Source organism: Streptococcus oralis (assembly GCF_015561235.1).
Classification (GTDB): Bacteria; Bacillota; Bacilli; order Lactobacillales; family Streptococcaceae; genus Streptococcus; species Streptococcus oralis_BK.
This window is the reverse complement of record NZ_JADMTC010000001.1, coordinates 459,255-472,910: the sequence shown is the minus strand read 5'-3', so window position 1 is coordinate 472,910 and position 13,656 is coordinate 459,255. Positions and strand designations below refer to the sequence as shown.

15 protein-coding genes are annotated in these 13,656 nt (G+C 38.3%); 1 reads left to right on the top strand and 14 read right to left on the bottom strand.

Annotation, left to right across the window (positions count from 1 at the left end; translation table 11 throughout):
• Positions 1-24 precede the first annotated feature (24 nt).
• The 13 genes from lacD to I2H52_RS02415 all read right to left on the bottom strand — a co-directional run bounded on the left by lacD (position 25) and on the right by I2H52_RS02415 (position 11,057).
• Positions 25-1,005 (bottom strand): tagatose-bisphosphate aldolase, encoded by a 981-nt coding sequence (gene lacD / locus I2H52_RS02475; RefSeq protein ID WP_195594033.1) that lies wholly within the window; start codon positions 1,003-1,005, stop codon positions 25-27.
• Between the two features lies 1 nt (position 1,006).
• The gene (locus tag I2H52_RS02470; protein ID WP_195594031.1) at positions 1,007-1,936 is read right to left on the bottom strand and encodes a tagatose-6-phosphate kinase; all 930 of its coding nucleotides are present in this window, start codon (positions 1,934-1,936) and stop codon (positions 1,007-1,009) included.
• Positions 1,937-1,946: 10 nt separating this feature from the next.
• The gene (gene lacB, locus I2H52_RS02465; RefSeq protein WP_001216920.1) at positions 1,947-2,462 is read right to left on the bottom strand and encodes a galactose-6-phosphate isomerase subunit LacB; all 516 of its coding nucleotides are present in this window, start codon (positions 2,460-2,462) and stop codon (positions 1,947-1,949) included.
• Positions 2,463-2,610: 148 nt separating this feature from the next.
• On the bottom strand, positions 2,611-3,036 hold the full coding sequence (gene lacA, locus I2H52_RS02460; protein WP_000029277.1) for a galactose-6-phosphate isomerase subunit LacA: 426 nt from the start codon (positions 3,034-3,036) through the stop codon (positions 2,611-2,613).
• 287 nt (positions 3,037-3,323) lie between these two features.
• A complete protein-coding gene (locus tag I2H52_RS02455) occupies positions 3,324-4,220 on the bottom strand; it encodes an aldose 1-epimerase family protein (RefSeq protein ID WP_083306896.1) in 897 nt (298 codons plus the stop codon).
• Between the two features lie 107 nt (positions 4,221-4,327).
• On the bottom strand, positions 4,328-5,803 hold the full coding sequence (locus tag I2H52_RS02450; RefSeq protein ID WP_195594029.1) for a PTS galactitol transporter subunit IIC: 1,476 nt from the start codon (positions 5,801-5,803) through the stop codon (positions 4,328-4,330).
• Positions 5,804-5,857: 54 nt separating this feature from the next.
• Positions 5,858-6,163: a PTS sugar transporter subunit IIB gene (locus I2H52_RS02445; RefSeq protein WP_175828130.1), complete on the bottom strand. Its 306-nt coding sequence runs from the start codon at positions 6,161-6,163 to the stop codon at positions 5,858-5,860.
• A 37-nt stretch (positions 6,164-6,200) separates the two neighbouring features.
• Complete coding sequence (locus I2H52_RS02440; protein WP_044020843.1) at positions 6,201-6,677, bottom strand: PTS sugar transporter subunit IIA; 477 nt, start codon at positions 6,675-6,677, stop codon at positions 6,201-6,203.
• Between the two features lie 190 nt (positions 6,678-6,867).
• On the bottom strand, positions 6,868-7,557 hold the full coding sequence (locus I2H52_RS02435; protein ID WP_195594028.1) for a sugar phosphate nucleotidyltransferase: 690 nt from the start codon (positions 7,555-7,557) through the stop codon (positions 6,868-6,870).
• Between the two features lie 11 nt (positions 7,558-7,568).
• Positions 7,569-8,447, bottom strand: coding sequence for a DMT family transporter (locus tag I2H52_RS02430; protein WP_049550398.1), 879 nt, complete (start codon positions 8,445-8,447; stop codon positions 7,569-7,571).
• 1 nt (position 8,448) lies between these two features.
• Positions 8,449-9,306: a phosphotransferase family protein gene (locus tag I2H52_RS02425; RefSeq protein WP_101799983.1), complete on the bottom strand. Its 858-nt coding sequence runs from the start codon at positions 9,304-9,306 to the stop codon at positions 8,449-8,451.
• 16 nt (positions 9,307-9,322) lie between these two features.
• Positions 9,323-10,345, bottom strand: a complete 1,023-nt coding sequence (locus tag I2H52_RS02420) for a ribitol-5-phosphate dehydrogenase (RefSeq protein ID WP_049550400.1) — start codon at positions 10,343-10,345, stop codon at positions 9,323-9,325.
• A gap of 4 nt (positions 10,346-10,349) precedes the next feature.
• Positions 10,350-11,057 (bottom strand): 2-C-methyl-D-erythritol 4-phosphate cytidylyltransferase, encoded by a 708-nt coding sequence (locus tag I2H52_RS02415; RefSeq protein WP_000638514.1) that lies wholly within the window; start codon positions 11,055-11,057, stop codon positions 10,350-10,352.
• 494 nt (positions 11,058-11,551) lie between these two features.
• Between I2H52_RS02415 and I2H52_RS02410 the strand changes: the two genes are divergently transcribed.
• The gene (locus tag I2H52_RS02410) at positions 11,552-11,851 is read left to right on the top strand and encodes a YbaB/EbfC family nucleoid-associated protein (protein ID WP_049550401.1); all 300 of its coding nucleotides are present in this window, start codon (positions 11,552-11,554) and stop codon (positions 11,849-11,851) included.
• Between the two features lie 38 nt (positions 11,852-11,889).
• Here the strand turns inward: I2H52_RS02410 and I2H52_RS02405 are convergent, their stop codons facing one another.
• The gene (locus I2H52_RS02405; RefSeq protein ID WP_195594026.1) at positions 11,890-13,653 is read right to left on the bottom strand and encodes a glycerophosphoryl diester phosphodiesterase membrane domain-containing protein; all 1,764 of its coding nucleotides are present in this window, start codon (positions 13,651-13,653) and stop codon (positions 11,890-11,892) included.
• Positions 13,654-13,656: the final 3 nt, after the last annotated feature.

Genomic DNA, 13,656 nt, shown 5'->3' with positions numbered 1-13,656 from the left:
TTCCTAAGATTAGGGGGGGAAAACTTATACACGTTCTTTCCATGAAGTCGCTGTGGTTTGGAGAACTTTGTTGAGTTCATCAATGTTCTCAAAACCAGTTGTGCGTAGCCATTCACGAGCTGCTGCTTCACCGTCTTTGATGTAGGCTTCAACTGATCCAGCCCAAGTTGCACGGCCGCAAAGAACACCGTTGAAGTTTGCGCCTGATTCGTGAGCAAAGACAAGTGTTTCTTGGAAGAGTTTGGCTGATACACCTGCGCTCAAGTAGATGTATGGCAAGTTAGTAGCTTCGTCTTGTGCTTTGAAGAAAGCTGCCGCTTCTTCGCGTGTATGCACGATTTCACCATCGCCAAATCCTTCAACGTATTTGACGTTGACTGGAACTTCCACTTTCAAGACATCGATGTTGAAGCGTGGGTCTGAGAAGACTTTCATGGCACCGATAACCTTGTGTGGTTTTACTTTAGCGTATTCTGCAGAACCTGCGTCAGCAATTTTTTCATCGTAAGCGAGGATTTCAAGGAAGAATGGAATGTCTTCTGCCACACACTCTGAACCGATGCGTTCGATGTAAGCTTGTTTTTGTTGGTTGAGTTCGTCAGAGCTGTCTACGTCATAGTAAAGCAAGAACTTGACTGCATCCGCACCTTGTTCTTTAATGCGTTTTGCAGACCAAACATCCAAGCAGTCAGGCAAGCGTTTAGTGCTAGTTGTGTCATAACCCGTTTTCTCATAAGCAAGGAGAAGACCAGCATTGGCATCAAGCGCTTTTGTAGCTGGAAGACCATACTCTGGGTCTAGAAGCATAGAGGATGCGTATTTTGTCAATTCATCTGCAACCAAGACTTTGAGTTCTTCCATTTGATCCACTGTTGGCTCTTCTGTTTGATATTGAGCCATGAGGCGTTTCAAAGCACCACGTTGGTCAAAGGCAAGAGCTGAGATAATACCATTTTCATCTGAAAGTTTTTCTAAGCGTGCACGTTTTTGTTCTGTTAAAGCCATTTTATACCTCTTTTACTATTAATTGATCATATAGAGCCTGATAGTTGGCCATATTGACATGACCTGTCATTTTTTCTTGAGCATTGAGCATACCAAGGACATTGGCCTTGATGAGGAGTTCTACATCCGATTCCTTATGAAGAAGTCCTGAGGAAATCCCTGCCACAGTAGAATCTCCAGATCCAACAGGGTTCACTACCTGAATTCTTGGAATATCTACCTTGTAGAAAGTGTCCCCATGTTTTGCAAAAGCACCATTTGCACCAAGTGAAACAATTATCCACTCAATCCCTGCAAATAGAGGCTCTTGAAGAACTTCTTTTAATTCATCCAAATCTTCTGAAACTTCTCTCCCAAGAAGCTGAGATAATTCTTCGTTATTTGGTTTGATTACTGTTGGTTTGTGTGGTGATTCAAGAACTGCCTGAAGGGCAGCACCTGAGCAATCCAGAACAACTGGTTTTCCTGCGCGATTAGCAAGTTCTACTAAGCTTGCATAATAGTCAACTGGAAGGCCAGCTGGAAGACTACCAGAGATAGCAACTACTTCCACAGCGTCAAGAAGATTTTCGAAATGAGCCAAGAAATCTTGCCCTTCTTGTTCCAGAACTTCGGGACCTTTTTCAAGGATTTCTGTTTGGTTTTCACCGTGTAGAATAGCGATACAGTTACGAGTCTCTCCTTGAATGGAGAAGAAACGTTTCGTTACTTTATCATCGATATGCTCTACTAAAAACTCACCAAGTTTACCACCGACCAAACCAGTAGCTGCAACAGAATCACCAAATTCTGAAAGAACTCGTGTAACATTGAGCCCTTTACCACCAGCTGTCTTGGTCACGTCCACCACACGGTTGACAGTGTCAATTTTCAATTCATCCAAAGGATAAGAAATATCAATGGATGGATTCATTGTGACTGTTAAAATCATGCGTCACCTCTTAGTCGTGGTATTCACCGCGATCCCATTTTTCAAGGAATTCTGTAAAGAAGTTTGCATCTGCTTGATGAGCATTGTGAGTTTCAACGTGCTCAATTTTCGCAATCAATTTTTTGTTTTCTTCTGATGGTTTGTATTCAGCTTTGATGAAAGCTTCAATGATATCGCACATAAGCAATTCACCAGTGATTTTACCACCAAAACCAATAACATTGGCATTCAATTGTTCTTTTGCATAAAGAGCTGTTGTCATATCACGAACCAAGGCAGAACGAACTCCTGGGACTTTGTTTACAGCGTTGTTGATACCAACACCAGTACCACAGATACATACCCCAAGATCAGCTTGACCACTTGTAACGGCTTCACCAACTTTTTTACCAAAGATTGGGTAGTGAGTACGTGTGTGGTCATATGTACCAAAGTCAATGACTTCATATCCTTTTGATTTCAAAAATTCTGAAACCGCCATTTTTTCATCTGTTACGATGTGGTCACATCCAATTGCAATTCTCATTAGTCATTCCCTCCGATTAATTATATAAATCTAATATCATTTATCCTTACTCAATAAAAATCAAGATTAGCTTAGGAAGCGAGCTGCAAGCATAACTGAGGTTAGCTAAAGTGAGCTGACAACAGATTATCTTGATTTTTGAAGAGTATTAGCACATTTTGTTCAACATATCGACCCTAATTTGGTGACGACCACCATCGTATTTACCGTTAACAAATCCTTTAGCAATATTTTTAGCCAATTCGTCACCAACAAGTTGTGCACCCATAGTGATCATACGTGAGTTGTTGTGGCCACGAGTCATATAGGCTGAACGTTCATCTGAAACTTCTGCAGCAACCATTCCTTTGATTTTAGTTGCGACCATGAATGGACCAGCCCCATAAGCATCAATCACGATACCAAGGTTTTGTTCTTCTTTGTTTACTTCTGCAGCAACAGCAAGAGTCACATCAACAAAATCTTGACCTTCAGCTGTAACATCCACAACGTGGAAGTTTTCTTTCTCCAAGAAGTCTTTCACAACTTCTTTCAATCTCAAACCTGCAGCATCTGCACCGATAACAATAGACATATTGTATACTCCTTTTTATTTTTCTAGGCTAGTAAAGACTTTTATAGTTAGCAGTTTACCTACAAAAGACTTTCTAGCAGTTTAGTGACAAATTTGATTGAATGAGATGAATATCACCTTATCCAAGTCCAGGAAATCAATTTCCTAGAAACAAACATTCTCTGCGAAAGAGAATATAACAAGTGATTGTTTGTTTGTTACAAACATCATTTGTTGTTTACAAACATAATATACTCCTATTTTTATAAAAAGTCAACAGTAAATGTTTGTTTTTGTGGTTTTTTTATCTAAAATATTTCAATATCAAAGCCAATTTGATCTACTTGACCGGGTTGCAAGAAACGAACGTTTTTCTTATCTTCTAAATGATCTCCTTCTTCAAGAGATGTTGACAAGCCAGACCATGGTTCAAAGGCAATGAAAGGTCCCTTATTCAAAGTTGACCAGATAATAAGATTTGAAAACTCTTGGAAGTGTACTTTTAATCCCTTCTCATGCTTACGAGAACGAAGGGCAATTGTTTTAGATTGCAACTCATCCAAAGTCACTGCATCAACACTAAACAGATCATAACTGAGGTCCACTTCCTTTTGTGAATCCAACCATGGACTTCTATCTTGAAAGTCTAACATGCCTGTTTCTGGGAAAGGACGGGGAACAGAGCAAGTCTCTTCTTTCTCAAACTCTAAATAGTAATCTTCATAAGTTTCGCCATCTAGTAGAGGGCAATTAAACCCTGGATGTCCTCCTATAAAGAATGGCATTACTTTATTGGTTTCTTTATTGAAGACTTTGTATTGAGTACGAACAGTCTTGCCGGTCACTAGATAAGTGATTTCAAGACGGAAATGATAAGGGTAGTTTTGATAAGTATTCTCATCATCTTCGATAGCAAAGGTTACGCTGTTTTCCGTTTGTGCAACTAAGTCAAATTCTTTTTTACGAACCAAACCATGACGAGGAATGTTTCCTTTCGTCTCCGTTCCATCTGCGTGACTGTAGAAGGCTGTATCTTCTCTTAAAGAGCCACAGATTGGGAAAAGTACTGGAGCTTGTCCACTCCAGTAAGTGGCATCTCCTTGCCACAGATACTCAATGCCTTCTCGATCCTTGATCGACGACAAGGCGCCACCTAAGGTTTTAAACTGGACCGTTAACTGGTCTGATTTGATTTCAATTACCATAATGTTCTCCAACTATTTTTAGATTTTTATACGAAAAACTAGGTTGTCACTCCCAATGTAGGAAATTAACAACCTAGTTTTCACAATTTACATTTTATAGGAGCGAATTATTTAGCATTTGCTGCGTATTCTTCGTTACGTTTGATCATTTGTTTTCTATACCAAGCAAAGATACCTACATAGAATACAAGGAAGGCTGCTGCACCAAGGATTGCTTTGATATCACCTGTTGTAGCATTACCGATTGCCCAACCAAATAGTTTTTCAATTGGTCCTTCAAGAGTTGAGTGAGTAATCAATTGAGCACTATCTACACCTTTAGGAAAGGCACCTACACCTTTAGCAAGTTCTGTTGCAAATGGTGCGATAAGAGTACCAGAAAGAAGGAAGAGAGGCAACAAGAGTGTTCCGAAGATAATCATACGGAGCAATTTACCACGTGTAACAACCAAGAGAGCTGGGGTCACACCCATAGCGATGATACCTGCAAGTGGCAAGATACCATTTCCGACGTTTGAAAGAAGCACAGCTTCTACTAGCATGATTGGAGCAAGTACGTTGGCACAAGCCCAGATTTCGGCACGACCAGCGATGAAAGGCCAGTCAAGACCGATATTGAATTTACGTCCTTGAAGACGTTTAGTAGCAACGTTTGTAATACCTTGTGAAAGTGGTTCTACGGCTGCGATGAACCAAGATCCGATAAGTGAGAAGAGCTCCAAGCAGACACCGGCAGTCAAACCAAGGCTCAACCAACCTTTAATAACAAGTTCCCATTTATCGGCTCCTTCTACACCAGCAACTGGGTGTGGAGTTCCCATCAAACCAATAACGATACCAAGAATGAAACCGATAAAGAATTTAGATCCCCAGAAGCCGATTTTCTTGTTCAATTTAGCAGCGTCAAAGTCATATTTATCAAGACCTGGCAATACTTTATCGAAGATCTTATCCAAAACCATGATAACCGGGTTCATCATGTAGTTCATGTGAGTTGAAGTCATTGGTGATGAACTTGGTGCATTAAGAAGGTCGTCGAAAGTTGGTTTCATCAAATCAGAGTTGATGATTTTCAAAATACCTACAAGGACAACTGCTGCAGTTGCGATGAAGAGTGAAACCCCTTGGCTTACACCGTTGTTGTCTGCATACCATTTAATCAAAAGACCAGTGATTGACAAGTGCCAGATATCGAAGATATCGACGTCAAGTGTATCTGTTTTCTTCATTGCAAGCATCACAATGTTGACAATCAACATTACAAGCAAGAAGTAAAGTGTCCATGCAGAACCCCAAGTGATTGTTGCAAGTGGTGCCCAACCAACGTCGGTGATGTTCAATTGGATACCAGTGTTTTCAACGAATTTCGCAAGTGATGCTGAGAAAGCTCCGTTAAGCATACCGATGATAGCACCGATACCAGTAAGGGCGATGGCAAGTTTGATACCACCTTCAAGTGCTTTGGAGAATTTCACTCCAAAAAGTAGGGCCAATACTGTCAAAATGATCAACATGATGATAGGGCCACCCATAGCCAAGATAGGTTTGAAGATATCGTTGGCCAGATTGATAATGACATCCATAATAGTTCCTCCCGTTTTTTTAGTTATATGAATGTTAACAAGATAAAGAATAAATTAGCTTAGTCCGTGTTCTTTGATAGCTGCTTCAATATTGTCAAATACTGGAGCGCTCATTGCAGGAATACGGAACAAGATTGGTCCAGCTTCGATTACTGGAATACTTGGTTCAAAACCAAGATCTGTTGCAGCGATTGGAGTAAAGATATCGTAACCTTTCATAAGGTCTTCGTTCACATCTTTCACCATGACGGCATCACAGTGAACGTCATAACCACGGTTTGAAAGTTCTTCTTCTAGAGCACTTTTAATTTGGTGACTTGAGTTAACACCTGCACCGCAGGCAGCAAGAATTTTAATCATTTGGATTTCCTCCGATTTTATTTTTTAATAGACAAGATTAAGCGGTTGCTTCAGCAATGTAAGCATAAAGTTTTTCTGGTTCGGAAATTTTTGATAAATCTTCCAGATGTCCATTTCCTGTGAAAAAGTCCATCAACTGAGCCAGAATATTTGTTTGACTTGAACTTGAGTTGTTAATGATAAAGAAGAGTAGGGATACTTCTACTTCCTTATCAGGAGCTATCATATTGTGAAAAGTTACTGGTTTTTCTAATCGAACAACCACTACTTTCTCAGCTAGATTATGAACAATATCTGTATGAGGAATCGCTACATTTGGCAAGTCCTTACCTAGAAATTCCATATCTAAACCAGTTGGAAATGACTTTTCACGCGTGATCAAGGCTTCACGATAAGTTGGAGTGACAATTCCTCGTTCTTCCAACAAGCTTGCTACCTGATCAAAGAGTTGTTCTTGATTATCCGCTTCTAAGCAAAACACCAGGTTTTTGTCAAAGAAATGATCTAATCCCATAACATTTTCCCTTCTTTCAATTATCTTTTATGCTATAAGTATAACACTATATGAAATCGTTGTCAATAATTTTTGTTTTATTTTGTTCATTTTTTTATAATTTTTGTTTCATTTAAAGAATACAATCAATATCAAACATTCTTGTTATAAAATACACAAAAAAAGAAGGCTCAAGCCTTCTTCTCATTCCTTACTCAATGGTAGATAAAATCTCTTCTAACTTATGGTAATCTTTTACACTATCAATTTCATAGATGCTATTTCCTTCTAATTCTTCGACATAGACATCCAATTCTTTGATATTATCCTTAACCATGTTGTCCCAGTAGAGATCCACAAATTCTCCACTTTCGTAAGCTTTATCAATAAAGCCAACAATTTTCTCTGCAGTTGGAGTATCCCAGAATGATACACCACTCAAAATACGACCTGCCTTACTGTCAACAATAATGTCTTGAACCTTATAGTCATCACCATAAACTAGGAACCATTCGTTTGTACAGTCTTCACGATAAACGCTAAAATAGGTAGAACGTTTAAGATCGTTTCGAAACATATTTTTGAAAAGATAGTTATCTGCATCGATGACGTAGCTGTTAGCCAAATCTTCTTTTACTAGATAAAGTGAGTAAAAGTTATTGTAATCAGCATACTTGTCGTTAAAGACTAAACGAACACCATATTTTTCTTTTAGGTAGTCAAATTGTTCCTTGAGATAGCCGACAACAATGATAATCTCATCAATTCCTCTCTCTTTCAAAAACTCGATTTGGTATTCTACCAAGGGTTTTTGATTAACCTTAACCAAAGCTTTTGGGGTATTTTCAGTCATAGGGCGTAGACGAGTTCCTAAGCCCGCTGCTAAAATAATCGCTTTCACACGAATCTCCTTTATTCTTTAATAATAATATAAACACCAGCCATAACAATAAGTGAAGTGATGATTGTCAGCATATCGAGTGGTGTACCTAAAAGCATTGCTGAGAACAATACTGTCCATACGACATAGCTTACGTTCAACCCAGTTGCTTTTGCAGGTTGTAAACGGTTGATAGCAATGTAGTAGGCTAAGTATGAAATCATATTACATGCTGCAAAGACTAACATCAAACCGAGCAATTGCCCATCTGCTACTTCTGCAAATGAATGGTGAGAAAAGAGCACAATCACTAGATAGGACAAGAATGAGGTTACTTGTCGAATTAACAAGGCTTCAATTTCACTTAAATCACTTTCCATAGCATAGGAGCTGAGAACACTTTCACTCCCCCAGGCAATGGCACAGATAAGGGCACAAAGAATCCCAATGTAAAACGAGTTAACTTGTTCAACCTTGTAGGTTTGAGCAATGATCGCTGCAATAATCAAGAAAACACCGAATACTGTATTCTTTGAAACCTTGTGTTTCAAAATGAAGAAGGCGAGCAAAACTGAAACTGCTGGGTAAATAGCTGATACAGATGAAGCTAGAGAACTACCGATATATTTAACCGCATAAAGATTGGCCTGCATACCTATTGGTCCTGCTAGTAAAGCTCCGATAATTACACTTACATTTCGAATATTTAAGAAAATCGAGAGACGAACTTTTCTTTCTTTTACCAAAAGAAAAGCTAACAAGATAAAGATACTCAAGAAATCATGAGCGGCAGCCACAACAAAAGGCGAAAGATTTGTAAAAATTGAAAAGATATAAGCACTAATCGTTAGACCTAATCCCCAGAAGATACCAGAGAGCAGACCAAAGGAAACACCATTTTTATTCTTCATCCTAACCTCCATAATAAGTCAAACCTTCGACAGCTCTTTGGTAACGATTGACACCGTAATCTCCAAAATCAGCCCCTTGAGCTTCTTTGTACACTGTCCACAAACTCCAGATAGTATCTTGCAAGATTTTATAGATACGAATCTTCTCACGTGATACAGGCGTTTTGTCACTTTCATAGTAGGAAAGGAAATCATCTTCCTCTTGCTTTGTAAATTCAGACTCTAAGAAAAGAGCTGCCAAATCCCACATTGGGTCATTCATAGAAGAGTATTCCCAGTCAATCAAATACAAACGACCTTGTGGTGACTCGATAAAGTTTTCTGGTACCAAATCGATGTGACAGGACTTTCTATCAACACCCAAATCAGCCAATCTCTTTTCTAGTGAAAATACATCTTTTCTTACAGCTTCATAGTTTTCATAAGGGATAGCTCCCTCAATCAAGGATTCATATTTGCTGATTTCCTCAAAAGGAGCAAATTCTCCTCTTAATTCTTTCCCTGAAGCGTGGATGGTTTGTAAAATTGGTGCAATCTTTTCAAACTTGGACTTAATTGATGTTGAATCAAGAGTTACTGCTGATTCGATGTATTCATTTACTTTAATCCCTGACTCAATATCAAAGAGATATTTTTTGACATCTAAATCTAAATCCTCTAAAAGTTCAAGATTGTACTTTTCATTTTGACGATTGATGAGTTTTTCAGTCCCTTTACCAAAAAATTTCACAATATACTGTTTGTTGGTTGTTTTAACCAAATAGTTTTGATTGGTCATGCCTCCCAGCTGTTCAACACTGAGTACTTCCTCTTCATCAGATAGTAAAGAAGAAATTTTTTCTTTGATGAGTTTCTCCACAATTAACCTCCATCTTCTACACTTCCCACTTAAATACTGTTTTGAAAGCAGTATTTAGGTCTGTAGCAAAGACACGGTGAATGTCCTTGATTTCTCTCACAGGTTCTTCAACATAAAGGATATTCTTCAGACGATTCGCAAACTTTTTGACTTCCATCATTTGAATAGCCTTCTCAAAATCGACGCGTCCTGAACGAGATGAGCCTACTAATAACAATCCTTTTTCCAAAGCATCTCGCGTATTGATATTGATCTTGTATTCACTCACTCCCATCATGAGAATCGTTCCCTGTGGACGAATATAGCGAATCAGGTCATTGATAGCTGGTCCTGTACCATCACCACCGCAACACTCAAATCCATGATCAAAGGTCAAATCCTCTGGGATATTATCCGTGATGTAGCACTCTTTTGCAAAAGAGAAGAGCTCCAATTTTTCCCAATGGCGACCAATAACGATAATCTCTGCTTCCGGTAGTGTGTAATTGATAATATTGGCAACCACAAAGGCCAAACTACCATCTCCGATAACAGCGATGCGCTCTCTCTTGCTATGAGCAAGATGCAGGAAGCGATCCATAGCATGCATGCCAACACTTACAAACTCAGTTATGGCTGCAACTGTGTCCTCAATATCATTATAAGACACAACACGATCTTTTGGAAGAGAGACAAATTCTCGCATAAAGCCGTCATAGCCACTAGATAGGAAGTAGGTCCCTGTCATGTAGTTCTCGTAGAACTCCTTGTCACTCTGCATAGGCGGTTGATTGGGAATCATAACTACCTTTTGACCGACTTCATAAGTACCAGTTGGATCTGAGATAACAGTTCCACAAGACTCGTGAATCATGGCCATAGGAAGCTTTTTAGCCAATATCTTTGGATCGCGTTTCCCTTGATAGTAACGTTGATCTGCATGACAAACCGCCATATAATTTGGACGAATCAGGATATGATTCTCCTGATCAATGTCCTCTTCTTGATATTTTACATTGATAAACTTTGGTTTGGTCAGTTGATAAATTTGATTAATCATAGCCTTAGTCTTTCTCAATCATACTTTTCGCGATTTTCAGGTCTGTCACAGTTGTGATTTTAAGATTTGAATATTCCCCTTTAGCTAGTGCAACGTCTTTTCCTTTGATAACAAAAATCTTACATGCATCCGTCAGGATTTCCTTTTCTTGATCAGATAGGGAACCATACAAATCCATGAAATCCTTGCAACGGAAAGTCTGAGGCGTTTGACCTTGATAGAGGTGAGCACGATTTGGAATATCAGTGATAAACTGACCATTAGTACTTTCAACAATGGTATCAACTGCTTCTACTACTGTATCAACCGCATCATGATTTTGAGCCAGTTTTATATTGTCCTGAATCATGCGAAGTGTGATAAATGGACGAACAGAGTCGTGGGTAATCACAATATCTTCTGGAGTGATTGGACGATAGGCATCAATAGCTTCAATAATCTTCTCGATACTGGTATTGCGATCAGCCCCACCTTTGGTAATGATGATGCGATCCTTGTGGAGAGAAAGATACTTGTCAACTAGGTCCTCAGCGTGTGACACCCAATCTCCATGAACTCCAACTACAATTTTTTCAATACTTGGTTCTAAGACGAATTTTTCAATTGTGTGGATCAAAATAGGTCGATCACCCAACTCCAAAAATTGTTTTGGTAAATTACTGATTCCCATGCGTGTGCCAGTTCCTCCGGCTAGGATTCCTGCATAGATCATTTATATTCTCCTTTAGTTTATTCTAAAAAACTCATTACCATCTATTATATCACAATCTGTCTCCATCATGAAGAAAAGACAGAGTGTCATTTAGTCTAATCAACACACCATTTAAGGCAAAAAGTGAACAATGCCTTACTAAATTTGGAAAGACCATAACAAATTAAGAAATAAAAATAGGTTATCCTCTATATTCTCCTCTCAACGTTCGGTTAATATAGAGTTCTTTAGGATATAATAGAAACCTTAAAGAAAGCTTAAATGAAATTATTTGTTTATCAAAGAATACTAGGTGTGCATAGTAAATTTCTTAAAAGTTGTTTGAGAGACTCATTATAAAAGGTTATATATCTCATGAATTAAACAAAAAAGTTGTTTGAGAGACTCATTATAAAAGGTTATATATCTCATGAATTAAACAAATAATAGACTTTTGCCCCTAAAATTGATAAAATAAAAAAGAAAATAATAGAAAAAGGAAACTGTAAACCGCCATGATGAACATGCAAAACATGATGCGCCAAGCACAAAAACTTCAAAAACAAATGGAACAAAGCCAAGCAGAACTCGTTGCCATGGAATTTGTTGGAAAATCAGCTCAGGACCTTGTCCAAGCAACTTTGACTGGAGACAAAAAAGTTGTCAGCATTGACTTCAACCCAGCAGTTGTAGATCCAGAAGATCTCGAAACACTTTCAGATATGACTGTTCAAGCAGTTAACGCTGCTCTTGAACAAATTGATGAAACGACTAAGAAGAAACTAGGAGCTTTCGCTGGAAAATTGCCTTTCTAATCCACAAAAAAAGAGAAACAGATGTTTCTCTTTTTTTCTTAGAAATCAAAGAATTCCATTGCTTTCTTTAAGAGTAATTCCGTATATTCCGGATCGTCTTGAGCCATTGTGACTTGTGACTGGACCATTTCAAGATCATCAGTAATCATGCCATCTGCGCCGAGGCGAACGGCTTTATCAAATGCCTCCGAACCATTTACTGTCCAAACATAGAGTCTCTGATCAGTTGTCCAGAGTTTATTGACAAAGTATTCATCCAAAGTTGAATATTCCATGGTATAACCAGTCGCCTTGGTTCTCGGAAACACACTATTATATGGCAGAATGAAGTACACTGGAATTTCAGAATCATAAGCCAAGACCTTATCAATCACATGATAGTCTAGTGACTGCATCTGGTGACCATATTTCTTGATAGTAGCTCCATACTTTTCGAGAAAATGGTCCATCATTTGTGGGCTATCTTTTTTACTGGTTTTAATCTCAATCAGCAATTTTTGGTTTAATGTATTTGCACGTTCTAAATAATCATCAAAACTTGAAATCTTTGTTTGATAACCATTCTCGTAAATATCTGTATTTGTTAATTCATCCAGAGTTAAGTCTTGCGGTGTAGCATTAATTCTTGCAAGCGATTTAAGGTTAGCATCGTGCATCATCACGAACTGACCGTCTTTCGTTTCCTGAACATCCATTTCAATGAGATCTGGTTTTAGTTGAGCTGTCTTTTCCAAAGACTGCACAGTATTTTGAACACCATTTTTATTACTTACTCCTCTGTGCGAAATCACTAAAGGTGTATTGGTATCCGGAGACTCCAAATAGATGTAACCTTCTAAAGCAAAGAAGATACTTGCACACCCCATGACTCCCCACCTCATCAAATGGTCTTTCTTTCGCCTTGGCATGATCTCCAACTCTTCTCCTGTCAGGAAGGAAACAAACTTCACTAGGAAATAAGTCAGAGTCATGTAATGGAGGTTTTTAATCAAGACAAAATTAATCACACCAAGAATCAAGGATTCTTTTTGAGTAAAATTATCCATTACTGCCTGAGCAAAGAGCAAGGGGATTAACAAGACAAAGAAGAAGAGATAGGTTTTAATGATAATGAGTAGGAGATGCCAAGAGAAGAAAAGGACGTTTTTCTTCGTCTTTTGGAGACTATATTTCACACTTTCTCTTACTGTCTTTCTTTCAAAGAGAATCTTAGGAAGGGCAAACATGAAGCGAACAGAAATGTAGAGAAAGATCCAAGCGGATGCTATGATCAACAGCCCTACCAGCCAGTTCTTATCTTCTAGGTATGTAACGATAAAATCAGGGATAATAATTTTGTTGAGGTAATAGATTTTTAAAATCTTACGGATGAACGGGAAAAGCATAGCAATGTAAAAAAAGACAAAAGCCATCTTACAAAAGCTCAATCGTTTGACAAATAGAAAGCTCTGGTGAAAGACTTTTCTACTATACTCAATCAAGGTTCTCTTTTCATGGTAGATAAGGTGCCGCGCCCCGATAAACAAAAGACAAATCTGGAAATAGGCGACCAGGAGATTGATTGCAATTAAGATGAGAAAGGCTAAACTGATAAAAGGCGAGCCTTGTATAATCGCCCAAAAGTTATTGTAGGAGATAAACAAATAACCAGTTTGTCTCAGAAGGATGCCAGCAATCCATGAATTTAATGGTAGCCAGACAAACTCAACCATCATAAATATCAAGAAAAATAGAAATAAAATCTTATCTAGGTTATAGTATATCTTCCTAAAACCTAGCTTTTTAGGTTTTTCAGGTTTCATAAG